This is a genomic window from Mesorhizobium sp. M0106, from assembly GCF_040322715.1.
Classification (GTDB): Bacteria; Pseudomonadota; Alphaproteobacteria; order Rhizobiales; family Rhizobiaceae; genus Mesorhizobium.
Genome location: NZ_JAMYUA010000012.1, coordinates 1 through 23,158 on the forward strand (window position 1 = coordinate 1; position 23,158 = coordinate 23,158).

The 23,158-nt window shown below is 63.7% G+C and carries 23 protein-coding genes and 1 pseudogene; 11 read left to right on the forward strand and 13 right to left on the reverse strand.

What is annotated here, in order from left to right; all coding sequences use genetic code 11:
* On the forward strand, window positions 1-330 hold a 330-nt coding region (locus tag NKJ55_RS14050), incomplete at its 5' end, for a hypothetical protein (RefSeq protein WP_352450422.1).
* A gap of 75 nt (window positions 331-405) precedes the next feature.
* Here the strand turns inward: NKJ55_RS14050 and NKJ55_RS14055 are convergent.
* The 3 genes from NKJ55_RS14055 to NKJ55_RS14065 form a co-directional block, all read right to left on the reverse strand.
* A complete protein-coding gene (locus NKJ55_RS14055; RefSeq protein ID WP_352450423.1) occupies window positions 406-1,014 on the reverse strand; it encodes a glutathione S-transferase family protein in 609 nt (202 codons plus the stop codon).
* 262 nt (window positions 1,015-1,276) lie between these two features.
* Window positions 1,277-2,131 carry an EAL domain-containing protein gene (locus NKJ55_RS14060; RefSeq protein ID WP_023678335.1) on the reverse strand — a complete coding sequence of 285 codons (855 nt, stop codon included), beginning with the start codon at window positions 2,129-2,131 and terminating at the stop codon, window positions 1,277-1,279.
* Complete coding sequence (locus tag NKJ55_RS14065) at window positions 2,128-3,021, reverse strand: EAL domain-containing protein (protein ID WP_352450424.1); 894 nt, start codon at window positions 3,019-3,021, stop codon at window positions 2,128-2,130. The genes NKJ55_RS14060 and NKJ55_RS14065 overlap by 4 nt, the downstream gene beginning before the upstream one ends.
* 203 nt (window positions 3,022-3,224) lie before the next feature.
* On the opposite strand from NKJ55_RS14065, the gene NKJ55_RS14070 reads away from it, so the two are divergent.
* The gene (locus NKJ55_RS14070) at window positions 3,225-4,427 is read left to right on the forward strand and encodes a pyridoxal phosphate-dependent aminotransferase (RefSeq protein ID WP_352450425.1); all 1,203 of its coding nucleotides are present in this window, start codon (window positions 3,225-3,227) and stop codon (window positions 4,425-4,427) included.
* 6 nt (window positions 4,428-4,433) lie between these two features.
* On the opposite strand, the gene NKJ55_RS14075 is transcribed toward NKJ55_RS14070, so the two are convergent.
* Window positions 4,434-4,829, reverse strand: a complete 396-nt coding sequence (locus NKJ55_RS14075; protein WP_352450427.1) for a (R)-mandelonitrile lyase — start codon at window positions 4,827-4,829, stop codon at window positions 4,434-4,436.
* Between the two features lie 30 nt (window positions 4,830-4,859).
* Entirely contained in the window at window positions 4,860-5,459 is a 600-nt protein-coding gene (locus NKJ55_RS14080; RefSeq protein WP_352450428.1) for a methyltransferase family protein, read from the reverse strand.
* A gap of 144 nt (window positions 5,460-5,603) precedes the next feature.
* Here NKJ55_RS14080 and NKJ55_RS14085 point away from each other — a divergent pair, with 144 nt between their 5' ends.
* The 3 genes and pseudogenes from NKJ55_RS14085 (at window position 5,604) to NKJ55_RS14095 (ending at window position 10,001) form a co-directional block, all read left to right on the forward strand.
* Window positions 5,604-6,470: an alpha/beta fold hydrolase gene (locus tag NKJ55_RS14085; protein ID WP_352450429.1), complete on the forward strand. Its 867-nt coding sequence runs from the start codon at window positions 5,604-5,606 to the stop codon at window positions 6,468-6,470.
* Window positions 6,471-6,633: 163 nt separating this feature from the next.
* Complete coding sequence (locus NKJ55_RS14090; RefSeq protein WP_352450430.1) at window positions 6,634-8,685, forward strand: elongation factor G; 2,052 nt, start codon at window positions 6,634-6,636, stop codon at window positions 8,683-8,685.
* Between the two features lie 816 nt (window positions 8,686-9,501).
* Window positions 9,502-10,001 (forward strand): annotated as a pseudogene (locus NKJ55_RS14095) (methyltransferase family protein).
* 19 nt (window positions 10,002-10,020) lie between these two features.
* Here NKJ55_RS14095 and NKJ55_RS14100 read toward each other — a convergent pair.
* Complete coding sequence (locus tag NKJ55_RS14100) at window positions 10,021-10,773, reverse strand: SDR family oxidoreductase (protein WP_352450431.1); 753 nt, start codon at window positions 10,771-10,773, stop codon at window positions 10,021-10,023.
* Window positions 10,774-10,894: 121 nt separating this feature from the next.
* Here NKJ55_RS14100 and NKJ55_RS14105 point away from each other — a divergent pair, with 121 nt between their 5' ends.
* On the forward strand, window positions 10,895-11,539 hold the full coding sequence (locus NKJ55_RS14105) for a TetR/AcrR family transcriptional regulator (RefSeq protein ID WP_352450432.1): 645 nt from the start codon (window positions 10,895-10,897) through the stop codon (window positions 11,537-11,539).
* A 104-nt stretch (window positions 11,540-11,643) separates the two neighbouring features.
* Here NKJ55_RS14105 and NKJ55_RS14110 read toward each other — a convergent pair whose 3' ends face one another.
* On the reverse strand, window positions 11,644-12,540 hold the full coding sequence (locus NKJ55_RS14110) for a LysR family transcriptional regulator (RefSeq protein ID WP_023678345.1): 897 nt from the start codon (window positions 12,538-12,540) through the stop codon (window positions 11,644-11,646).
* 98 nt (window positions 12,541-12,638) lie between these two features.
* A complete protein-coding gene (gene trxB, locus NKJ55_RS14115) occupies window positions 12,639-13,613 on the reverse strand; it encodes a thioredoxin-disulfide reductase (RefSeq protein ID WP_352450433.1) in 975 nt (324 codons plus the stop codon).
* Between the two features lie 255 nt (window positions 13,614-13,868).
* On the opposite strand from trxB, the gene NKJ55_RS14120 reads away from it, so the two are divergent.
* Complete coding sequence (locus NKJ55_RS14120; protein WP_023678347.1) at window positions 13,869-14,345, forward strand: Lrp/AsnC family transcriptional regulator; 477 nt, start codon at window positions 13,869-13,871, stop codon at window positions 14,343-14,345.
* Between the two features lie 324 nt (window positions 14,346-14,669).
* Here NKJ55_RS14120 and NKJ55_RS14125 read toward each other — a convergent pair whose 3' ends face one another.
* From NKJ55_RS14125 to NKJ55_RS14135, 3 genes are all read right to left on the reverse strand, one after another.
* Window positions 14,670-15,245 (reverse strand): D-sedoheptulose-7-phosphate isomerase, encoded by a 576-nt coding sequence (locus tag NKJ55_RS14125; RefSeq protein WP_352450434.1) that lies wholly within the window; start codon window positions 15,243-15,245, stop codon window positions 14,670-14,672.
* A 7-nt stretch (window positions 15,246-15,252) separates the two neighbouring features.
* On the reverse strand, window positions 15,253-16,731 hold the full coding sequence (gene rfaE1, locus NKJ55_RS14130) for a D-glycero-beta-D-manno-heptose-7-phosphate kinase (protein WP_352450435.1): 1,479 nt from the start codon (window positions 16,729-16,731) through the stop codon (window positions 15,253-15,255).
* A gap of 139 nt (window positions 16,732-16,870) precedes the next feature.
* Window positions 16,871-17,503 (reverse strand): LysE family translocator, encoded by a 633-nt coding sequence (locus NKJ55_RS14135; protein ID WP_352450436.1) that lies wholly within the window; start codon window positions 17,501-17,503, stop codon window positions 16,871-16,873.
* Window positions 17,504-17,927: 424 nt separating this feature from the next.
* Between NKJ55_RS14135 and rfaD the strand changes: the two genes are divergently transcribed.
* Genes rfaD through waaC form a run of 3 tightly spaced genes read left to right on the forward strand, consistent with a single transcriptional unit; the run spans window position 17,928 to window position 20,844 of the window.
* A complete protein-coding gene (rfaD, locus tag NKJ55_RS14140; protein ID WP_352450437.1) occupies window positions 17,928-18,878 on the forward strand; it encodes an ADP-glyceromanno-heptose 6-epimerase in 951 nt (316 codons plus the stop codon).
* Window positions 18,851-19,858, forward strand: a complete 1,008-nt coding sequence (waaF, locus tag NKJ55_RS14145; protein ID WP_352450438.1) for a lipopolysaccharide heptosyltransferase II — start codon at window positions 18,851-18,853, stop codon at window positions 19,856-19,858. Before rfaD ends, waaF begins: the two co-directional genes overlap by 28 nt.
* On the forward strand, window positions 19,855-20,844 hold the full coding sequence (gene waaC, locus NKJ55_RS14150) for a lipopolysaccharide heptosyltransferase I (RefSeq protein WP_352450440.1): 990 nt from the start codon (window positions 19,855-19,857) through the stop codon (window positions 20,842-20,844). Before waaF ends, waaC begins: the two co-directional genes overlap by 4 nt.
* 226 nt (window positions 20,845-21,070) lie before the next feature.
* Here waaC and greA read toward each other — a convergent pair whose 3' ends face one another.
* Both greA and NKJ55_RS14160 read right to left on the reverse strand, forming a co-directional pair.
* Complete coding sequence (gene greA, locus NKJ55_RS14155; RefSeq protein WP_023719113.1) at window positions 21,071-21,544, reverse strand: transcription elongation factor GreA; 474 nt, start codon at window positions 21,542-21,544, stop codon at window positions 21,071-21,073.
* A 328-nt stretch (window positions 21,545-21,872) separates the two neighbouring features.
* The gene (locus NKJ55_RS14160; RefSeq protein WP_352450441.1) at window positions 21,873-22,430 is read right to left on the reverse strand and encodes a tetratricopeptide repeat protein; all 558 of its coding nucleotides are present in this window, start codon (window positions 22,428-22,430) and stop codon (window positions 21,873-21,875) included.
* Between the two features lie 236 nt (window positions 22,431-22,666).
* On the opposite strand from NKJ55_RS14160, the gene NKJ55_RS14165 reads away from it, so the two are divergent.
* Complete coding sequence (locus tag NKJ55_RS14165; RefSeq protein ID WP_352450442.1) at window positions 22,667-23,092, forward strand: DUF3775 domain-containing protein; 426 nt, start codon at window positions 22,667-22,669, stop codon at window positions 23,090-23,092.
* Window positions 23,093-23,158: the final 66 nt, after the last annotated feature.

Sequence of the window (23,158 nt, forward strand, 5' to 3'; positions counted from 1 at the left end):
TTAATTTTTCTTCTCCCCCCCGGCCCGCCCCTGTTTGTCGCGGCGGCTTGTTTTTCTTTGCATGTTCGCTTTTTTTGGCTATGGGCGGGCGCGGGGTTTTCGGCGGGGGCGCGCGGCAAGTCACGGATGTACTGGCGGTCGCGCGAGAAGCGCGCCGGAGCGAAAGACCCCGACAAGCCGAAGCAGCAGATTGCTGCCGGCCCGGCCAAAACGCTCCCGATCAGGCTACCAAGCATGGGAAGGCGGGATTTTGTCCCGCCTTTTTGCTGTCTGGATTTTAAACGCCGACAATTGGCGAAACCGGCGATACAGCTCCTTCTCCCCGTATAGTGACGGGGAGAAGGACGCTTTCGCCGAAGCTTTCGCCAATTGTCAACGTTGCTCAGCAAAGTCGGCGAGTTGCACTCAACCCACCCACTCCAGCGGCACATGCCCCGGATCGGTCTCGACCCTTTTCAGCCAGGCGGCCACCGCCGGATAGGCGTCGAGCTGGAAGCCGCCCATCTCGGCCGTATGCGTATACGCGTAGAGCGCGATGTCGGCGACGCTCAGAGCATCGCCGGCAAAGAACGTGCTGCCAGCCAGGTGCTTGTCCATGACGCCGAGCGCCTTGTTGCCGCGCTCCAGCGTCACCGCCAGCCGCTCCGGCGTCGCATCCTTGGCTCTTTCAGGGAAGGTCAGCAGCGCCCTGCGCACGGCGATATAAGGCTCATGGCTGTATTGCTCGAAGAACAGCCACTGATAGGCCAGCGCGCGTTCGTATCTGTCCGCCGGCAGAAACCGCGTGCCTTCGGCGAGATAGAGCAGGATGGCATTGGATTCGGCCAGCCGGCGGCCGTCGTCGAGTTCGAGCAGCGGCACCATGGCGTTCGGGTTTTTCGCGACATAGTCGGGCTTGCGCGTGTCGCCGGTGTGCGAGCTGACCTCGACATTGGTGAAAGCGATGCCGAGCTTGGCCATCAACAGGCGCGGCTTGTAGCAATTGCCGCTGTCGATCATTCCATAGAGTATCATCGGTGCTCCCCCTTGCTCGCAACCACCCGTCTCAGGGCTTGATCCAGCCTCTATCGCGGCAGCGGCGGCTTCATCCAGTGATTTGTTTTGGCGTAACCATCAGCGCCGCTGATGCATTTCAGGATATATCGAGATTCAAGTCAGGCCGAGCCGAGAAGGGTGGGTTCCGAGAACCGGAGCGGAGCGTACTTTGGGTACGTGAGCACCGGAAGCGCAGGAAACCGCCGTTCGCAGGCCGGCATCACTTGAATCTCGACATATCCTAGCCGAATAGGGGGATGACGTTGTTGTCCCTGCCAAGCAGCCTGTCGATCGACAGCGGCTCCTCGTCGAACAGCGTACCGGCCAGCGCCGGCCGGGCAAGGTAAAAGCCCTGCAGCAGGTCGACGCCGCCATCCAGCGCGACGCGCAGATGCGTGGCGTTCTCGACGCCTTCGACCAGCACCTTGGCGCCACGGTCGTGCAGCGTCGAAACTAGCGGCCGGAAAAACCGCTCGGCGGCGGCATGGCGGCAGAATTCTGCGAACCAGGTGCCGTCGATCTTGACGATGTCGGGCTGCACCAGCGCTACCCTTTCTTCGGTCGAATGCCCGGTGCCGAAATCGTCGATGGCGATGCGGACGCCGTCGCGCCGCATCTCGCGCGCCAGGCTGACAAGCACCTTGTCGCCGGCCGCCTGTTCGGTGATCTCGCAGACCAGCATGCCAGGATGCAGGCCGAAATCCGCCAGATGCCTGGTCATCAGCCTGATTTCGGCCAGCGCCCGTGCGGGGTCATCGTTGATCAGCGGATTGTAATTGAAGAACAGGTCGAGCCCGTCGACGCCGATGTTGCGGAAGTTGCGCAAATGCAGCACCCGGCACATGGTTTCGACAAACAGCCGATCCGCTGCCGGCACACCTTCGAAGAAGATTTGCGGCGCCACCGGCCTGCCTGCGCGATGCGGCTCGATCAGTCCCTCGACCGCGACGGCGGCGAGAAACCTGCCGCGCGGCGCGAAGACCGGCTGGTAGGCGCTCCTCAGCCGGAATGCGCCGTAGACGCCATATTCGATGCCGACCTCGTCGGCAAAGATCGCTTCGCCGACCTTGCGCCGCATGTCGGCCCGCCCGGTCACGATGCCACCCTGCGCCCGAAAGCCCGCATCGGCCGCCGCGATGGCGAAACGGCCGCGGGAACTTTGTCCTTATCGGGCGACACCGCTGATGCTTGCCCGGCTTTGTCGAAGACGTGAAAGCTGGTCGGTGCAAGCTCGGGGCGTGCCAGCACGAAGCCTTGCACCATCGAGGCGCCCGACTTTTCGGCGAGCTCGAGCTGCCAGCCCGTCTCGATGCCCTCGAATACCGTACGGATGCCTTGCTCTTCGAAGCTTGTCACCATAGCGGTCAGCAAGGCGAAGCCGGCACCGGACTCCATCAGCGTCATGATCCAGTCGGCGTCGAACTTGACGATGTCTGGCCTGAGTTCCTTGATGCGATTGATGTCGGACTCCTCGGCGCCGTAATCGTCGACGGCAATGCGCAAACCATTGCCCCTGAGCGCCTCGACGAAATTGTAGAGCGTTTCCTGCGACGCCGATTTCTGTTCGGTGACCTCGCAGACGACGCGGCGCGGATCGATGTCGGCCTCGTGCAGCACCAGCCGCATGTCGCGCAGCGCCTTGTCGGCGATGCTGCGGTCGGTGAACACCGATGGATCGAAATTAATGAAGATGGAGGCGTCTCGCGGCAGGCAGGCGCCGGCGTTCAGAAGGTGCAGCGTCCGTGTCAGCGCCTCGATATGCAGGCGGTCGACCGCCGGACAGCTGTTGAAGAAACTCATTGGCGGCTGCGGCTCGCCTTCGCGGAACGGCCGGATCAGCCCCTCGAACGCGACGACGGAAAGCTTGCCCTTGTTGAAGGCGAAGATCGGCTGGAAAGCGCTTTGCAGCGTATAGACCCCCCAGACACCGCTGGCGGTGCCGTCATCATGGCGGATGATATGGGCAAGCCCGATGCTGCGCGTCACGGTTCCTCGCTGTGCGAGACTGGCGGACCGGCTACGGTCCCTGCCGTTCTAGCTTTTACCGATCGTTGGTGAATTTATTGTTTCCAGCATTGCGCGCTGGCTCATTCGACAATGCCTGCGCTGGGCTTGCGCTTGACCAGATGATGCGACATGAGAGGCGCCGCGGCGCCTTCGCCCGCCGGTCTTTTCTGGAGATATCTGTCATGGCCTTTCTTGCCGACGTCCTTTCCCGCGTAAAGCCTTCCGCGACCATCGCGGTGACGCAGAAGGCGCGCGAGCTGAAAAACGCCGGCCGCGACGTGATCGGGCTGGGCGCCGGCGAGCCGGACTTCGACACCCCCGACAACATCAAGAACGCCGCGATCGAGGCCATCCGCCGCGGCGAGACGAAGTATCCGCCGGTATCCGGCATCGTGCCGCTGCGCGATGCGATCGCGAAAAAATTCAAGCGCGAGAACAATCTCGACTACCGGCCGGAGCAGACCATCGTCGGCACCGGCGGCAAGCAGATCCTGTTCAACGCCTTCATGGCGACGCTGAACCCCGGCGACGAGGTGATCATCCCGCGGCCCTACTGGGTCAGCTATCCCGAAATGGTGGCAATCTGCGGCGGCACCTCGGCCTTTGCCGACACCTCGATCGACAACGGCTTCAAGCTGACGGCGACCGTGCTGGAAAAGGCGATCACGCCGCGCACCAAATGGCTGTTGATGAACTCGCCGTCCAACCCCTCGGGCGCCGCCTATACCGAGGCGGAGCTCAAGGGCCTGGCCGATGTGCTGTTGAAGCATCCCCATGTCTGGGTGCTGACCGACGACATGTACGAGCACCTGACTTATGCCGACTTCGTCTTCAAGACCATCGCCGAGGTCGAGCCGAAGCTCTATGAGCGCACGCTGACGATGAACGGCGTGTCAAAGGCCTATGCCATGACCGGCTGGCGCATCGGCTATGCGGCAGGCCCGGTGCCGCTGATCAAGGCGATGGACATGATCCAGGGCCAGCAGACCTCCGGCGCCTGCACCATCGCCCAATGGGCGGCGGTCGAAGCGCTGAACGGCCCGCAGGATTTCATCCCGAAGAACAAGGCGATCTTCCAGGGCCGGCGCGATCTCGTCGTCTCGATGCTCAACCAGGCGCGCGGCATCACCTGTCCGTCGCCGGAGGGTGCGTTCTACGTCTATCCCTCCTGTGCCCAGCTGATCGGCAGGAAGACCAAGAGCGGCAAGGTGATCGACAGCGACGAAACCTTCTGCTCGGAACTGCTCGAGGCCGAGGGCGTGGCGGTTGTTTTCGGCTCGGCCTTTGGCCTCGGCCCGAACTTCCGCATCTCCTACGCCACGTCGGAGGCTCTGCTCGAAGAGGCCTGCACGCGCATCCAGCGCTTTACCGCCGCGCTGGTCTGAGACGTTTCAGCCGCCATACTGCTCGTCGTTCACCTTCTCCAGCCAATCGACATGCACACCCTCGATCGCCTCCTGCATGGCGATGTGGGTCATCGCCGATTTGGGCGCGGCGCCGTGCCAGTGCTTTTCGCCGGCCGCAAAGGAGACGACGTCGCCGGCCCTGATCTCCTGCAGCGGCCCGCCCCAGCTTTGCACGAGACCGGCACCGGATGTGACATAGAGCGTCTGGCCAAGCGGATGCGTGTGCCAGTGGGTGCGGGCGCCGGGCTCGAAGCTGACCAGCGTGGCTCTGAGCCGCGCCGGTGCCTCTTTCTCGATGATCGGCGTCTGCAAAACCCGGCCAGTGAAGTATTTTTCCGGCGCAACAATCGTCGGCACGCTGCCGCAGGCAATAATCTTCATCGTCGCAAGTCCTCGATTCAATCCAGTGTCTTAGACCCTACCACTTTCGTCCGATGCCGGCTGCATCTCCTGCCGGCTGCGGGCAAAACGCGGCCAGAACAGACCGGTCCGCGTGCGGTAAGCGTCGTAGGCATCGGCCAACCTTGTCCGCGAAAATTTTCGCTCTTCGTCCAAGGCTGCGATCACGTAGATCGTAACGATGCCGGCGACCGGCACCACCGCCCAGACCGACCAGGTCGCGATACCCCATCCGATCCAGAAGATGATGTAGGACGTGTAGAACGGATGCCGGACATGGAGATAAGGGCCTTCGGTCACCAGGCTGTCGGGATTGTCAGGATCGAATGCGAACCGCAGCCCCGCCTTGCGGGAGACCGAGATCGCCCACCAGAACAGCGCCGAGCTTGCCAGTTCGATGGCGAGCCCGCCGATCTTCGCCGCCACCGGCTGCCGCTCGATCCACAGCAGCGCAAGAAAGAACAGCGCCGTGCCGACCACGACGGCCGAAATGATCATCGCGCCTTGAGACATGGTCTGCGACTGGAAATGCGCGCGCATCGACCAGGCATATTGGCCGAGCGTCGCGATGCTGCTGATCGAGACGAGAAGGTCGAGCGTGGATTCCATCATCAGGCTCCGGGGGTTAGCTGTGGTGGATTCGTTCATCATACCCGGCGCAAGCCGAGAAATCATTTCTTAACCACCGTTCTAAACAACATGGTGACCTCGGCATGCGATGTTGACCTGGAGACAATCCCAAGGTCCAAACCAGATATGGCCGTTTCCCACCGCACGATCCGCACGCCGCAAGCGGATTTGCGCCTCAGCCAGTCGTCGGGACCCGGCATCCCGCTTGTCCTGATCCACGGCTCGGGCAGTTCGCGCGCCGTATTCGCCCGCCAGTTCGACAGCCCGTTGGCCGCTGCCCATCGGTTGATTGCTTTCGACCTGCCCGGCCATGGCGAATCGTCGGACGCCCGCGATCCGGCGACGGACTACACCATCGCCGGCCTTGCCCAATCGGCGGCCCAGCTCCTCGATGCCTTGGGCATCGGCCGCGCCGTCGTCTTCGGCTGGTCGCTTGGCGGGCACGTGGCAATCGAACTCGCGAGTTTTCACCGCGCCGTCGGCGGGCTGATGCTGACCGGCGCGCCGCCGGTATCGAAGGGTCCTTTCGGCATGCTGCGCGGCTTCCACGCGCATTGGGACATGCTGCTGGCGTCCAAAAAGACATATTCCGAACGCGATGCCGAGCGCTTCGAGACGCTGTGTTTCGGCGACACCGCCGATCCGTCCTTTCGCCAAGCCATCCTGCGCACCGACGGCCGGCTGCGCGCCGCGGTGACGCGCGGCATGCTCACCGGCAAGGGCGCCGACCAGAGACAGGTGGTCGAGCAAGCCGCGTTTCCGGTCGCTATCGTCAATGGCGAAAACGATCCGTTCGTCCGGCTCGGCTATTTTGAGACGCTCGCATACGGCTCGCTGTGGGAGCATTGCCACATCGTCTCCGGCGCCGGGCATGCGCCTTTCTGGGAGCGTGCGGACCTGTTCAATCCGTTGCTCGCGCGCTTTGCCGAGACGGTGGCGGTGCAGCGCGTCGACGCACCCCCGCTGGCGTCGCGCCGAACCGGCACCGGCTGAACCGGCCCCAACTTCAAATCCCTTCAACCTCAAATCCCTTGCCCTCCCGGCCTGCCCGTGGGACGATGCCCTTTGGGTAGGTGGCAAATTGAAAAAAGCCTCGCCCGCGACGGCCGACAGGCCGGCCGCCGCTTACAGGGAAACGCCTGAGTGGAGGTCAGCCATGGGTACTCGCGCCGGAGGACGACGCACGGGACCGAAATGCATTGCCATAGTCGGTCCCTTCGCAAGCGGTAAGACGACACTTCTCGAAGCCATACTCGCCCGTACAGGCGCCATTCCCCGCCAGAATCCCGTTTCGTCCGGAAATACCGTTTCCGATCATTCGCCCGAGGCGCGCGCTCACGGCATGAGCGTCGAGGCGACCTTCGCCACCACCGATTTCATGGGTGAGCCGTTCACCTTCGTCGATTGTCCCGGCTCCATCGAATTCTCCTTCGAAGCCGAGCCGGTGCTGGCCGCCTGCGACGTCGCCGTGGTCGTTGCCGAGGCCGACGAGAAGAAGATCCCTGCCCTGCAGCTTATCATGCGCAAGCTCGACGATCTCGGCGTGCCGCGCATGCTGTTCCTGAACAAGGTCGACAAGGCGATAGCAGGTGTGCGCGACACGCTGAAGATGCTGCAGCCGGCAAGCTCGGTGCCATTGCTGCTGCGCCAGATCCCGCTGCGCAAGGACGGCGTCGTCATCGGCTCGATCGACCTCGCTCTGGAGCGTGCCTACATCTACCGCGAATATGCCGAGAGCGAGGTCGCCCAGATCCCGAGCGACGACAAGGCGCGCGAGCTCGAGGCGCGCTTTTCCATGCTGGAGACGCTCGCCGACCATGACGACCGGCTGATGGAGCAATTGCTGGACGAGATCGAACCGCCGAAGGATGCGATCTTCGACGACCTTGCCGCCGACCTGCGCGACGGCATGGTGACGCCGGTGCTGATCGGCACCGCCGAGAAGGGCAACGGCGTGCTGCGCCTGTTGAAGGCGATCCGTCACGACGCACCCGACAGCGAGGCGACGTGCCAGCGTCTCGGCGCGCCCGATGGCAATGCCACCGTTGTCCAGGTGATGAAGACCATCCACACCGCGCATGGCGGCAAGCTGTCGGTGTCGCGCATCCTGTCCGGCCAGGTCGCCGACGCCGCCGAGCTGTTCCTTTCCAATGGCGAAACGGCAAAGGTCTCCGGCATCTACAAGATGCTCGGCAAGGATCAGGTCAAGCTGACTTCGGCCAAGGCCGGCGACACGGTCGCGCTCGGCAAGCTGGACGCCGTCAGGACCGGCCAGACGCTGAGCTCGACCAAGGGCGGCATCCAGCCGCTGGTCACGCTGGCGCCGCCGCAACCGGTCTTCGCCTTCGCGCTGCGGCCGAAAGAGCGCAAGGACGAGGTCAAGATGTCGGCCGCCATCCAGCGCCTGGCCGAGGAAGATCCCTCGCTCAACCTGCATCACAACCAGGATTCGGCCGAAACCGTGCTGTCTGGCCATGGCGAGATGCATCTGCGCGTCGTGCGCGAGCGGCTGGAAGGCAAGAACCAGATCCCGGTCGAAGGCCATGTGCCGGCCGTGCCCTACCGCGAGACGATCCGCAAAGCGACGCAGCAGCGCGGCCGCCACAAGAAACAATCGGGCGGCCACGGCCAGTTCGGCGACGTCGTGATCGAGATCAAACCGCTGCCGCGCGGGTCAGGCTTCCAGTTCACAGATACGATCACCGGCGGCGTCGTGCCGAAAACCTACATCCAGTCGGTCGAGACCGGCGTGCGTGACTACCTGAAGTCCGGGCCGCTCGGCTTCCCGGTCGTCGATGTTGCCGTCAACCTTTCCGACGGCTCCTACCATGCGGTCGATTCCTCCGACATGGCCTTCCAGATGGCAGCGAAGCTGGCGATGAAAGAAGGCATGGCCGCGTGCTCGCCGGTGCTGCTCGAGCCGGTGATGAAGGTCGAGATCGTCACGCCGTCCGACGCGACGTCGAAGATCATTGCGCTGATCCCGCAGCGGCGCGGCCAGATCCTCGGCTACGACGCGCGGCCCGACTGGCCCGGATGGGACGTCGTCGAGGCGACCATGCCGCAAGCCGAGATCGGCGACCTCATCATCGAGCTGCGCTCGGCCACGGCGGGTGTCGCCAGCTACCGGGCCGTCTTCGACCACATGGCCGAACTCACCGGGCGGTTGGCCGACGAAGCGCTGAACGCCAACGGCAAGGCCGCCTGAGCCGCCTTTGCGGCCCAACAGGAAACGGCGCCCGGATCATTCGGGCGCCGTTTCTTGCGGACCGTCTTCGTGGGAGGCGAAACGGCAGGTCCGCCGCATGCTTGCCGCCGGTGTTTTGGCGGAGGAAGGTTCGGACGCGGTAGCTGCCTGAGCCCGGGTCGTCCGAGTGATGCCCCCATCCCCCGGACGAGCCACACCGCGTCCTGTACTCTGCTTAATCGATTTGGCGCGCCCGCGGCATGTTACCCGAGGTTACATGTCACTGTTACGCGACCGTTCCGGCCGATTTTCTGGCGATGTGTTGGTTTCGGGCAACAAAAAAGCCGGATCAATGAAGACCCGGCTGAGTTTGATTGGAAGTGCCTGTTAAGGCTAACCTCCAGAGGGGAACACTCGAGAGCGCTAATGGGAGGAGAACGCGCTCAGGAGATGATCTATATATGTGCTCTTCATGCCCAAGAAACAAGCATCTATTTTGCAACACTCACATGCAAAAAGGCGCCGGCTGTGGTCTAATCCGTCCCGAAGCGCAATAGGACCAGTTGAATCGCTGAAATACAGCCTGCGGCAAGGCAAAAATCGATCCGCGGCCGCGAATCAGCAGCGATTCCTGCTCGGAAAGTCGAAAAACGCAGGATGACGTGGAATCGTGCAGCACGCGTTTGTTTTTTCGGCAGCCAGACCTTGCTGGTGCATGCCGCCCAAAAGCCCGCCATCGAGCTTGACCTGAGGTGCGGCGGCTTGGGTTACATGCCGGACAAGACCTGAAGCGCGTTGCGGGAGACCGTTCAAGGCCGCGCCCGTAAGGAGAGCTATATGCGAGCCGCTTCGGCGATCGCCGGCAGCATCATCTTCCTTGCAGCGGCGCCCGGCGTGGTCGCCGGACTGCTGCCTTGGCTGCTGACCGATCGCTATCGCCTGCCCTGGTCGAGCCTGCCCGGTTTCGTTCCTGTGGGCTGGCTGCTGGTTGTCGCCGGCACAGCCATACTGCTGCACGCCTTTGCCCGGTTTGCCCTGGAGGGCCTGGGTACCCCCCCGCCCCGGTCGCACCGACCGAAAGGCTGGTCGTCGGCGGCATCTACCGCCATGTCCGCAATCCGATGTACGTCGCCGTGCTGTCGATCGTCCTCGGCCAGGCACTGCTGTTTTCGAGCTGGACGGTCGCCGCCTATCTCGTCATCGCCGCGGCCGCCATGATCTCCTTCGTGAGACTATATGAGGAACCGACGCTTGCCCGCCGCTACGGTGACGAATACGAGGCCTACCGCCGTGCCGTACCAGGCTGGCTGCCCCGCCTGACACCTTGGCGCGGCTGAAGCAGGCTCCAAGGCAACGTCACCACGGCAGCGGGCCGTCCTCGTTCGAGAACGTGCCCGTCGGACCGTTCGCGTCGAGAAGCGCGAGGCGCACCGGCTCCCGCGCGGCCTGTTCGACGGTGCGCGAACCTTCGAAGTTGTTCAGCTCCGTCGCGGTGTAGCCCGGGCAGGCAGCGTTGACCTTGATGCCGGTCTCCTCGAGCTCGATGGCGAAGGCGAGCGTCATCGCGTTGACGGCCGTCTTCGACGGGTTGTAAACGGCGCCAAACGAAGTGCGGTACGCAAAGGCCGGATCCGCGTTCAATGTCAGCGAGCCGGCGCCGCTCGATACGTTGACGATACGTGCCGCCGGCGCCTCACGAAGGAGCCGCAGCATCGCTTGCGTGACGGCGACGATGCCAAACACGTTCGTCTCGAATACCGCGCGTACGTCGTCGAGGGAGGCAACGCTCGGGCGGCCCGAATTGATGATCTCCTCGAGCGGCTTGCCCGGCTTTCCCGCATGGGAGATGCCGGCATTGTTCACCAGCACGTCGAGGCGGCCGAGTTCGATGCGGATGCGCTCTGCCGCGGCGGCGATCGACGCCTGGTCGGTGACGTCGAGCTGCAGGGCGTGGGCATCCTCTCCGATGCTATTTGCGGCTGCCTCGGCATGCTCGAGCCTGCGCGATCCTACGAGCACGGTAAGGCCGTTCGCCGCGAGGTCCTTGGCGATCTGAAGACCGATGCCCTTGTTGGCCCCGGTGACCAGGGCGACGGGTTTGTCCTGCATGGTAATCTCCTTTTGTGCACCGATATGTGGCCAACACCGCCTTGCCGTGCTAGATACAAGTCAAACGGAACCACGTTCCATATATATCCGGAACACGGTTCCGTTTGCAAGAGGTAATTTGATGGGCGAAAAAACGCCGAACGGCAAAACGGATCAAGGCGATGGTCTGGAACCCCGCGACCGCGCGGATCGGCACGTGCGCGCCGACGCACGGCGCAACATCGACGCGTTGCTCCGGGCGGCCATGGCGGTGTTCGCGACCTCCGGCGTGGAGGCTCCGGTGCGAGAGATCGCGGAAAAGGCTGGCGTCGGCGTCGGCACCGTCTACCGCCATTTTCCACAGCGCTCGGACCTGATCGTGGCCGTCTTCCGCAACGAGGTCGACGCCTGTGCGGACGCCGCGCCGATCCTGGCCAGGAAGCATGAGCCGGGTGAAGCGCTGGCCCTGTGGATGCAGCGCTATGTGGATTTCATCACGGCAAAACGCGGCCTCGCGGCAGCCTTGTACTCAGGCAATCCGGCCTTCGACACTTTGCCTGCCTATTTCAACCAACGGCTCCGGCCCGCGCTCCAAACATTGCTGGAGGCAGCGGCCGCGGCCGGCGAGGTGCGCGCCGACATCGAGCCGGGCGACCTGTTGGGGGCGGCCGCCAGCCTTGCCATGCCGGCACATGGCGGCGGCCCTGCCCAGGCGCGGCGCATGGTTGCCTTGCTGGTCGACGGTTTGCGCTACGGCGCCAGCACGCTGGCGGATACGCGTTCCTAAAGCGCGTTGCGTTCGACCGACCTGATGCGACGCGCTTTAGGTTCTTGTTTGATGCATGTCGTTATCGCAAAACCGCTGCACACTTTTGCGCGACATGCATTAAATCAGAACGACCAGCTGCGCGCCTTGGCGATGATGAAATCGCGGAAGACATGCAGCTTCGCCTGGTTCTTCATCGCGTCGGGATAGGCGAAATAGGTATCGAAGGACGGCACTTCGGTCTCGGGCAGCAATTGCACCAGCCCGGAATCCTTGCTGACCACATAATCGGGCAGCATGGCGATGCCGGCGCCGCCCTGCACCGCCCGCTTGATCGACAGGATGTCGTTGATCTGCAGCGTCGGTACCCTTTGCCCGCCTTCGAAATCGCCGACCGTTTCCAGCCAGTTCAGTTCCGACAGATGCGCCGGCACCGGCACGCCGAAGGTGACGATGCGATGGGTTTTCAGCTCGGCAATGGAATTCGGCTTGCCGTATTTGTTCACATAGGAGGGCGCCGCGTAGAGATGGAAATGCACGGTGAACAGGCGGCGCTGGATGAGGTCGGGCTGCTGCGGCTGGCGCAGCCGGATGGCGCAGTCGGCCTGGCGCATCGTGAGATCGAGCTCCTCATTGGCCAGGATGAGCTGCAGGCTGACCTCGGGATACAGCTCGATGAATTCCTGCACGCGCTCGGTCAGCCAGCCGGCGCCGAGGCCGACCGTGGTCGTCACCCTGAGCACGCCGGAGGGCCGGTCCTTGGTTTCGGTCAGTCGCGACTTGATGGTTTCGAGCTTCATCAGCACGTCGTGCGCCGTGCGGAACAGCATCTCGCCCTGCTCGGTCAGCACTAGGCCGCGGGCGTGGCGATTGAACAGCGGCACGCCGACATCATGCTCGAGCGCGCTGACCTGCCGCGAGATCGCCGATTGCGACAAATGCAGTGTTTCCGCGGCATGGGTGAACGACCCCGCTTCCGCCGCGGCGTGAAACACGCGTAGCTTGTCCCAATCCAACGCCATGATTTCCCCTCGTCCTGTTTTCTGGCGTCCGCCTGTTTTCGGCGTCTGAATGAAAAATCAGGCTTTTGCGCGGCTTTTCTCAGCCGCTTATCGAACAATCACTCCGCCGCTTCGCGGTGAACCTCGATCCCCGCCAGATATTTTTCCGCCTCGAGCGCGGCCATGCAGCCGAGCCCGGCCGCCGTCACCGCCTGGCGGTAGATGTCGTCGGTTACGTCGCCGGCGGCGAACACGCCCGGCATGTCGGTGCGGGTCGAATCCGGCGCCGTCCACAGATAGCCGTTCGGCTTCTGCTTCAGCTTGCCGGCAAACAGCTCGACCGCCGGCGCGTGGCCGATCGCCACGAACACGCCGTCGACCACCAGATGCATCTCCTGCCCGGTCACCACGTTGCGCAGCTTCAGCCCTTCGACCGACGGCGGCAGCGGCGCCTTGCCGGGCCTGCCGGTGATCTCGTCGACCACCGTGTCCCAGATGACGCGGACATTGTCTTTCCGCAGCAGCCGCTCGCGCAGGATGCGCTCGGCGCGGAAATCGCTGCGCCTGTGGATAACGGTGACGCTCTTGGCCAGGTTGGAGAGATAGAGCGCTTCCTCCACCGCCGAATTACCGCCGCCGATCACCGCGACGTCCTTGCCGCGGTAGAAGAAGCCGTCGCAGGTGGCGCAGGCCGAGACGCCAAAACCCATGAAGGTGTGTTCGCTCGGGATGCCCAGCCATTTCGCCTGCGCGCCGGTGGCGATGATCAGCGCGTCAGCGGTATAGATCGTGCCGGAATCGCCCTTGGCGCGGAACGGCCGCACGTTGAGGTCGACCTCGGTGATGATGTCGTTGACGATGTCGGTGCCGACATGCTCGGCCTGCCTGAGCATCTCGCTCATTAGCCATGGACCCTGGATCGGTTCGGCGAAGCCCGGATAGTTTTCGACATCGGTGGTGATCATCAGTTGCCCGCCCTGCTGCAGGCCGGCGACCAGCATCGGCTTGAGCATGGCGCGGGCGGCATAGATCGCCGCCGTATAGCCGGCGGGGCCGGAGCCGATGATGAGAACAGGCGCGTGCTTGGTGATCATGAAAAGCCTCTGCGGGGAGCAGCCATGGATTGTGGCATGAACTCTCGTCGATTGTTGCGCGTAATGTAAGTGTTGCCTGCGACGCCAGCAAGGCAAGTTGCCGTTCGTCCCCGGAAAGCTTCGGCGCCGGCGACGGCGACAAGCAACCCGCAGCAAGATGATGCGAAAATCCTCGATCCAGCGGATGGAATAGACAGCAAAGTCGTTTAATTACAAAGTCGCGAAAGATTCTTTCGCGTCACCACGGAAGCCACCATGCCGATCAAGGCCGATCTCGATGCCATCGACTGGAAGATCCTGCGCGAGCTTCAGCAGGACGGACGCATGACCAATGTCGAACTGTCGAGCCGCGTCGGCATTTCGGCGCCGCCGTGCCTGCGCCGCGTCAGGCGGCTGGAAGAGGCCGGCATCATCCGCGGCTACCGCGCTTTGCTCAACGCTCCGGCGCTCGGCCTCGACGTCGTCGCCTTCTGCCTGATCGGCCTGCATCACCAGGCCGACGCCGAACTCAAGACCTTCGCCGAGCGCACCCGCGGCTGGCCGATCGTGCGCGACGCCTGGATGGTGTCTGGCGAGTCCGATTTCCTGCTGCATTGCGTGGCGAGCGATCTCGGCACCTTCCAGACCTTCGTCATCGAGGAACTGGCCTCGGCCCCCAATGTCGATACGGTGCGAACCGCGCTGACCATCCGCCGGGTCAAAGACGAAGGGCTGGTGGCGTTTTCGGCTTAAGAGAGCAGGCAAAGCGGCTGCGAAACAAAAACCCGGAAACAAAAAACCCGCCTCGGCGGGCGGGATCGTCGGTGGAAATCATCACCATACCCAAATTAGTAGCATAGCTGCCGGCACAAAGCAAGAACAAAATTGCCTTCAGCGTTGAAGATTGGCTTCATTCCAGCTTGGGTTCCTCGCCCCACGAAAGTGGGGAGAGGTGGCTCGGCGAAGCCGAGACGGAGAGGGGAACCCGCTCTACGAAGCCCCCTCTCCGGCCGCTTCGCGGCCACCTCTCCCCCGCTTCGCGGTGGGCGAGGAACCCAGGTCCTGAGAGTTCGAGGATCACCCCACCTCGCAGAGGCGCGTTTCGACCATTTCGCACAAATGGTGATAGAGGCACAAATGCCCCTGCTGGATGATCGGCGTCGAGGTCGACGGTACGTTGAGCAGGATGTCGGAGAGCGGCTTCAGCTTGCCGCCGGTGTCGCCGGTCAGGCTGACCACCGTCATGCCCATCATGCGCGCCTGTTGGGCGGCGGCGAGGATGCTTGGCGAATTGCCGCTGGTCGAGATGGCGAGCAGCACGGCGCCCGCCGAACCATGCGCCTCGACCTGGCGCGCAAACACCGTGTCGAAGCCGTAATCATTGCCCCAGGCGGTCAGCACCGCCGCGTTGGCCGGCAGCGCGATGACGTTGTAGGCCTTGCGCTCCCTGAGGAAGCGGCCGACCAGCTCGCCGGCGATATGGATGGCGTCGCTGGCCGAACCGCCATTGCCTGCTATCAGCAGCGCCTTGCCCTGCGAAAGCGCGGCGACGACGGCGCTGACCGCCCGCTCCATCTCGCTGGTCAGGTCGCGCTCGACCATCGCCGAAATCGCGGCCGCCGAGCGGGCCAGGTAATCGTTCAGTTCGGACATGAAACCCTCAGTTCCCGGCGCGCAATCTGCCGATGGTGCCGGTCGTGCTCTTGCCGGCGACGAGGTCGACCAGCACGACGCGCCCGCCGGCCTTCTGCACGACATCGGCGCCAACCACCTGATCGACCGTATAGTCGGCGCCCTTGACCAGTATGTCGGGGCTCAGCGCCTCGATCAGCGAAAGCGGCGTATCCTCCTCGAAGATGACGACGGCGTCGACCGAGGCAAGTGCTGCCAGCACGCAGGCCCGGTCATGCTGGTCGTTGACCGGGCGCCCCGGCCCTTTCAGCCGGCGCACCGAGGCATCGCTGTTGAGGCCGAGCACCAGCCGGTCGCACTGGCTGCGCGCCGCATGCAACAGGCTGACATGGCCGGCATGCAGGATATCGAAACAGCCATTGGTGAAGCCGACGCTCAAGCCCTCGTCTTTCCAGGCCGAAACCATCCGCGCGGCGGCGGCGGCATCGAGGATCGCATCCAAGTGGGCGACCGGACCATGCGAGGCAAACAGCGCACCGGTGAGTTCCTCGATCGTCAGCCGCGCCGTGCCGCGCTTGCCGACGACAACACCGCCGGCGGCGTTGGCGATCGATCCGGCCATGACACGATCGGCGCCTGCTGCAAGAGCCAGCGCGAAGGTCGCGATTACCGTGTCGCCGGCGCCCGAAACGTCGAACACTTCGCGCGCCTGCGTGGCGATATGGCGGGCGTCGTCCGCACCGACGACGCTCATGCCCTTTTCGCTGCGCGTCGCGACGACGAAATCGAAACCGTGCGCCGAAATCAGCTGGCGTGCCGCCGCCTCGATTTCGTCGTCGGCAAACACTGCGCGGCCGACCGCCTCGCCGAGTTCCTTGCGGTTGGGCGTGATTGCCGTCGCGCCGGCATAACGCGCATAGTCGCGGCCCTTCGGGTCGACCAGCACCGGCTTGCCCGCTTCCCGACAGATCGAGATCAGCTCGCCGGCGACGCCGTCGAGCAGCACGCCCTTGCCATAGTCGGACAGAATGACGATGTCGGCCCGCGCCAGCGCTTCGCGAAAATGCCCGATCAATGTCGCGCGCTCGGCATCGCCCAGCGGCTTGATTTCCTCTTCGTCGAAACGCAGCACCTGCTGGTTGAGCGCGCTGAAGCGGCTTTTGGACGACGTCATGCGATCGGCATCCTGCGCCAGCCCGCCGGTGTCGACGCCAAATTCGCCGAGCATGCGCATGAGGTTCTTGCCGGCCTCGTCAGCGCCGATCACCGAGACCGGTATGACGGCAGCGCCGAGCGAAACGATGTTGGCGACGACATTGCCGGCGCCGCCCATCGCCAGCGTTTCGCCGCGCCCGTGCAGCACGGGGATCGGCGCTTCCGGCGAAATGCGCTCGATCACGCCATTGACGAAACGGTCGAGGATGAAATCGCCGACCACCAGCACGGTGACGCCGCCGAAGCGCGAGACGGCGCGGTGAAGAGGTTCGGGAGAGGGCAGCTTGATCATGTCAACGCGCGGGAGGGCCGATTTTCAGTGACGGGAAATTCGATTGGCAGGGCCGGCCGTTCATGGCGATGCCGATATACCGCAATTTCAGCCGACGCAACGGCAGGCCTTCGACCGATCGCCGCGGCGAGACAGTGCGTCAGCTTTTCTGCAACGCGACATGCACGCCCAGTCCGACAAGCACCGCACCGCCGGCGCGCCGCATCAGGCGCTGCGCCCGGCTCGACTGCCGCAGCCTGGCGATCACCGCGCCGGCCAGCACCACGCAAACAATATCGGCCGACGAGAACATCAAATTGACGATCGTTCCAAGCACGACGAACTGCAGCCAGACCGGAAACGCTGCCGAGGCATCGATGAATTGCGGCAGGAACGCCATGAAGAAAATCGCCGTCTTGGGGTTGAGCACCTCGACGGCAACGCTCTCGAAAAAGGCGCGGCGGGCGGATTTCGGCTGAATTCCCGGCAAGACAACGTCGCCTTGCGCCTTGGCGCGAAACAGCGAAACACCGAGCCAGATCAGATACAGCGCACCGACCAGCTTGACCGCCATGTAAAGCACCGGCACGGCATGGAAAAGCACCGACAGGCCGACAGCGGCGGCGAAGACGTGTATGTAGCCGCCGAGATGAATGCCGAGCGCCGCCATCAGGCCGGACCAGCGGCCGCGCGCCATGGTTTGCGCGGCGGCATAGAGCATGGCGGGACCGGGGATATAGGCGAAGATCGCCGTGGTGGCGAAAAAGGCGACAAGCAGTTCGGTTGATGGCATTCTTTGTCCCTGACGATCTCACCGGGTAGCGAATCGACTGAAGCGGCAACTTTGCGGCCTCACTGTGGCGCAGGGCAATCGCCCCCTTGCCCTTCTTGCAGGCGTCGGCGCCGCCCCTCATCCGCCTGCCGGCACCTTCTCCCCGTGTAGTGACGGGGAGAAGGGGGGCTTGCCCGCGATCTCAGCGCTCGTCTGTAATGTTGGCGATCGGCGAAACCGTCGACGAGAGCGCCCCTCTCCCCGTCACTATACGGGGAGAGGATGCCGGCAGGCAGGTGAGGGGCGGCGCCGACTAGATAATCGATGTCTCCGCCAGAAGTTGGAACTGCATCCACCCGAAGCAATTGCTCTCTGCTGCTTTATCGACAGCCCTATCGACCTCCCCTATAAGGGCCGGAATCGACAAGCGAGACCAGAGGCTTTCATGATCATCGTCACGGGCGGCGCCGGCATGATCGGTTCCAACATCGTCGCCGCGCTCAACGCCGAGGGTTTCAGCGACATCCTCGTCGTCGACGACCTCACCGACGGCCACAAGATCGCCAACCTCGCCGATCTCGAGATCGCCGATTATCTCGACAAGGACGATTTTCTGGCGCGGATGGAGGCCGGTGACCTCGGCCGCATCGAGGCGGTCTTCCACCAGGGCGCCTGCTCGACCACCACCGAATGGAACGGCAAGTTCATGATGGAGGTCAACTACGCCTATTCGAAGCGCCTGCTGCACGCCTGCCTGGCCCTGCGCGTGCCGTTCCTCTATGCCTCCTCCGCTTCGGTCTATGGCAGCGGCGCCGAGTTCCGCGAGGAGCCGCAATGCGAACGGCCGCTGAACGTCTATGCCTATTCGAAAAAACTGTTCGACGACTATGTCCGCCGCACCGTTTTCGATACCGATCACTCGCCGGTCGCGGGCCTGCGTTATTTCAACGTCTATGGACCGCGCGAGGCGCATAAGGGCGCCATGGCCTCTGTCGCCTTCCATCTGTTCAACCAGGTCGAGCAAGGCCAGAACCCGAAACTGTTCGGCGCCTATGGTGGTTTCGGGCCCGGCGAGCAGAGCCGCGACTTCATCCATGTCGGCGATGTCGCCGACGTCAATCTGTGGCTGTGGAAACGCGGCTCGAGCGGCATCTTCAACTGCGGCACCGGCAAGGCCCAGCCGTTCCGCGCCATTGCCGAAACGGTGATCGATACGCTCGGCCAAGGCCAGATCGAATTCATCGAGTTTCCCGACCACCTCAAGGGCAGCTACCAGAGCTTTACGCAAGCTGATATGTCCCGCTTGCGCGCAGCCGGTTACAATGGCCAGTTCCGCACAGTGGAAACCGGCGTCAGAGACTATGTCGAATGGCTGAAAGCCCAACGATCCTCGTGATCGGCCCACGCTGGGTGGGCGACATGGTGATGGCGCAGTGCCTGTTCCAGGCGCTGAGGGAGCTTCATCCGGATGCCGCCATCGACGTGCTGGCGCCGGCCTGGGCAGCACCCCTGGTCAAGCGCATGCCCGAAATCCGCCAGCAGATCGACCTGCCGCTGAATTCCGGCGCGTTCGAATTCCGCGTCCGAAGGCGCTTCGGCCGCCTGTTGCGCGGCCGCTACGACATGGCCTTTGTCCTGCCGGGAAGCTGGAAATCGGCGCTGATCCCGTTCTTTGCCGGCATTCCGCGCCGCGTCGGCCATCTCAAGGAAATGCGCTATGGGCTGCTGACCGACATCGTGCCCTTGCCCGATCGCCTGAAACGGCGCACCGCGCAGGCCTATTTCAGCCTTGCCCGGGGTGGCGCCTTCCAGGCGCCGAAGCTCGCCGTCGATCAAGCCAGCCAGGCGGCACTGCTCAGCCGTTTCGGGCTGACGGGGGGGAAATTCGTGGCACTCATGCCCGGCGCCGAATTCGGCCCGGCCAAGCGCTGGCCGAGCGAACACTATGCCGGCCTTGCCCGTGAGATGATGGCGAAAGGGTTTGGCGTCGCGCTGTTCGGGTCGAAGAACGACGCTGAGGTGACGGCGGAAATCGCCGCGCTCGCTCCGGGCGCCGTCGATCTTGCCGGCCAGACGCGGCTCGAGGATGCCATCGACCTGATCGCGGCGGCGAGGCTCGCCGTCTCCAACGACAGCGGGCTGATGCATGTCGCCGCCGCCGTCGGCACGCCGGTAGTCGCCGTCTACGGCTCGACCTCGCCGCAGAACACGCCGCCGCTCGCCGAGCGCCGCGAACTGGTCTGGCTCGGCCTGTCCTGTTCGCCCTGCCACAAAAAAATCTGCCCGCTCGGTCATCTCAACTGCCTGAAGACGCTGGAGGTCGAACGCGTCGTGGCGGCGGCGGAGCGGCTGCTGGAAATGCCGGCCGCCGCATGAAAGTGCTGATCGTCAAGACATCGTCCATGGGCGACGTCATCCACACCTTCCCGGCGATCGAGGACGCGCGCCGCGCTCGGCCGGATATCTCCTTCGACTGGTGTGTCGAAGAGGCATTTGCCGGCATCGTGGCGCTGCATCCAGCCATCCAGACCATCCACAGCGTGGCGATCCGGCGCTGGCGCAGGAAGCTGCTTCAGCCCGGCACATGGCGGGAAGTGATCGGCTTGCGCCGCGCCTTGCGCGATTGCCGCTACGACCTCGTCCTCGATGCACAAGGCTTGCTGAAATCGGCGCTGGTGGCGCGGCTGGCGGCAGCCCCGATCGCCGGGTTCGATCGGTCGAGCGCCCGCGAGCCTTCGGCGAGCCTGTTTTATGGCCATCGCTACGCCGTGCCGCGCGGCCTGCACGCCATCGAGCGCACGAGACGCCTGTTCGGGCTGGCGCTCGGCTACGAGCCGGATTTTTCCCGGCTTGAATCGGGCATCGTGCCGCCGGCCGGAAGATCGATTCTTGTCGGTGAAAAGACCGCCTTCCTGCTGCATGGCACCAGCCGCGAGGACAAGAAATGGCCGGTCGATGACTGGATCGAAACCGCCCGCCTGCTGGTGGACAAGGGGATGACGCCGGTCACCACCTGGTCGAACGACCGGGAACAGGCGGTTGCCGAGGCGATCGCCGGTGCCGTTTCGCAGACCGTGGTGGTTCCCAGGTCGTCGCTAGCCGAGATCGCCGCCGTCATCGGCGGCTCGACGCTGGTCATCGGCGCCGACACCGGCCTGACCCATCTCGCCAGCGCCTTCGGCCTGCCGACGGTGGCGATATTCCTCGCTACCGAGCCTGGCCTGACCGGCCCGCGCGGGCCGTATTCGTCGACGCTACTGGCCGCGCCTGGGTGCAGCGTCACGCCGCCGGAAGTGATTGCGGAAGCCGAGAGATTGCTGGCGCTTCGGGAGACCGGTCAGGCCAAGGTCGGTAGGGGATAGTCCTGAAAGTTGGCGCTGCCCCTCATCTGGCTGCCGCCATCTTCTCCCCGTATAGGGACGGGGAGAAGGACGCCTTCACCGAAGATTTCGCCAATCAGTAACGTTGCAGAAACGGCGCCGAGGTTCCGGATGGCCCCTTCTCCCCGTCACTATACGGGGAGAAGTGCCCGGCAGGGCGATGAGGGGCGGCGCTACCTGACGGGATTAGGGGCTCGCCTCAGATTCCTCAGATAAATTGCACCTGGACGATCTCGTAGCCCCTGGCGCCGCCCGGTGCGTTGACCTCGATGGCGTCGCCGACTTCCTTGCCGATCAGCGCGCGCGCGATCGGCGAGGAGATCGAGATGCGGCCGGATTTCACGTCCGCTTCCTGGTCGCCGACGATCTGGTAGGTCTTTTTCTCCTCGGTATCCTCGTCGACCAGCACCACGGTGGCGCCGAACTTGACCTTGTCGCCGCTGAGCTTGGTGACGTCGATCACCTCGGCCCGCGCGATCAGGTCCTCGAGTTCGTTGACCCGGCCCTCATTGAGGCTCTGTGCCTCTTTTGCCGCGTGATATTCGGCATTTTCGGAGAGGTCGCCATGCGAGCGCGCTTCGGAAATCGCCTCGATGATACGCGGCCGCTCCTGTTGCTGGCGCCAGCGCAGTTCTTCCTTCAATGACGCGAACCCCTCGCCTGTCATCGGGACCTTGTTCATAATGCCTGACCTTTCCTGCCGCCGCCCCCGCAATCGGGAGCGACCTTGTCGATGGTACAAAAAGAAAACGGTCCGGCAGCCTCGGGCTAACGGAACCGTCTCACCACAATTTCGCAAGATATAGCAATCTTCGCGGGTTTTTCACGTCCAAAAAGTCGGTTTTTGAAAAATCATCCACCGATTGCGCGGCTGACCCCACGTCAAGCGGGGGTTTCCAAGATCGTATCGTGTACCGTGATGCCAAATCTCGGTTGTGGCCAACATGTGCAGCACAGAAAAAAGCCGGCTGCGATCGCTCACAGCCGGTTATGAGGAGCGTTCCGCAGGATCAGCTCCTCATAAAATGATCGATCTGCTCCGACAGCATGCCGTATTCGCGTGACCCCTTGCCCGTGCGCTTCTCGATCTCGCGGAGCTGTTCCTGGGCGCCGGCAAGATCGCCGATCTGCAGGTGCGCCTCGCCGAGATATTCGCGCACCAGCGTGTAATTCGGGTCGATGCGCAGCGCTTCCTCGTAATAGCCGAGGCCGACGGTGACGCGGCCGGAATGGCGGTGCGAATAGCCGAGATAATTGAGGATGCGCGGGTCCTGCTTGTTGGCGGCGAGGCTGAGCACGGCGATCGCCTCGTCGTAGCGTCCATCCATCGCCAGCGCGCGACCGGCATCGTAGATGCTGTCGTCGTCCAGCATGCCTTGCTTCGGGGAGACGCATTTCTTCTGTTTCTTGTCCCACGCCTCCCCCTTCTTGCACTGGGACTGGCCGCCGCCATTGCCGCCGCCATTGCCGCCGCCACCGCCACCTCCTTCACCAGCCGAAAACGCCGGAGCCGCAATCAGCGGCAGGGCGGCGATGGCCATGGCATAAATCAGCAATCGTCTGCGCATCGAATTCTCCTTTGAACCTGACAATGCAACACTAACGCCGGGCCAACGCCGTTTCGTCCCGGAAAACGTCATCCTATCTCAAAACCGCGATCTCTCCCAGCAAGGCCATCTTATCCCGGGAAGAGAGGGCATCGGAAATCATGCTTCACGATCAACGCCGCCGCGCAAGATAATGTGACGAGCGCTGCAAATCCGCTATCATCGGGCCGACCGAGCACGAAGCAGGGAGACGGCCGGTGCAGCAACGCGTTGAACGAGACTGGGAGCTTTCGATCGGTCCCGACACCGTGCGCCTGTTCATCCTGAAGGCGAAGGCGCTCAGCGCCGCCGTCAACGAAGACTATGCCGATGGCGCCGAGCACGAGGTAGAGCTCGACGGCAACGCGCACGACAACCACCATCATGACGGCCTTGCCGAGGAAAGCTCCGAAGATCTCACCGAAGAAGAACTGCGCGAGCTAATCGACGATCTCAATGTCGACGAAGCGGCCGAACTGATTGCGTTGGCCTGGGTCGGCCGCGGCGACTATGACGCGACGGAATGGGCGGACGCGCTGTCCGCCGCCCGCGAGCGCGCCAACAAGCGCACGGCAAAATATCTGCTCGGCATGCCGCTGCTGGCGGACTGGCTCGAGGAAGGCTTGGAAGCGATCGGCGCGTGACGGCGCGGTTACCGATTGTGATCGGCCGCCCCCCTCGGTCAAGGCAACTTCCCTGCATTCTGGCCG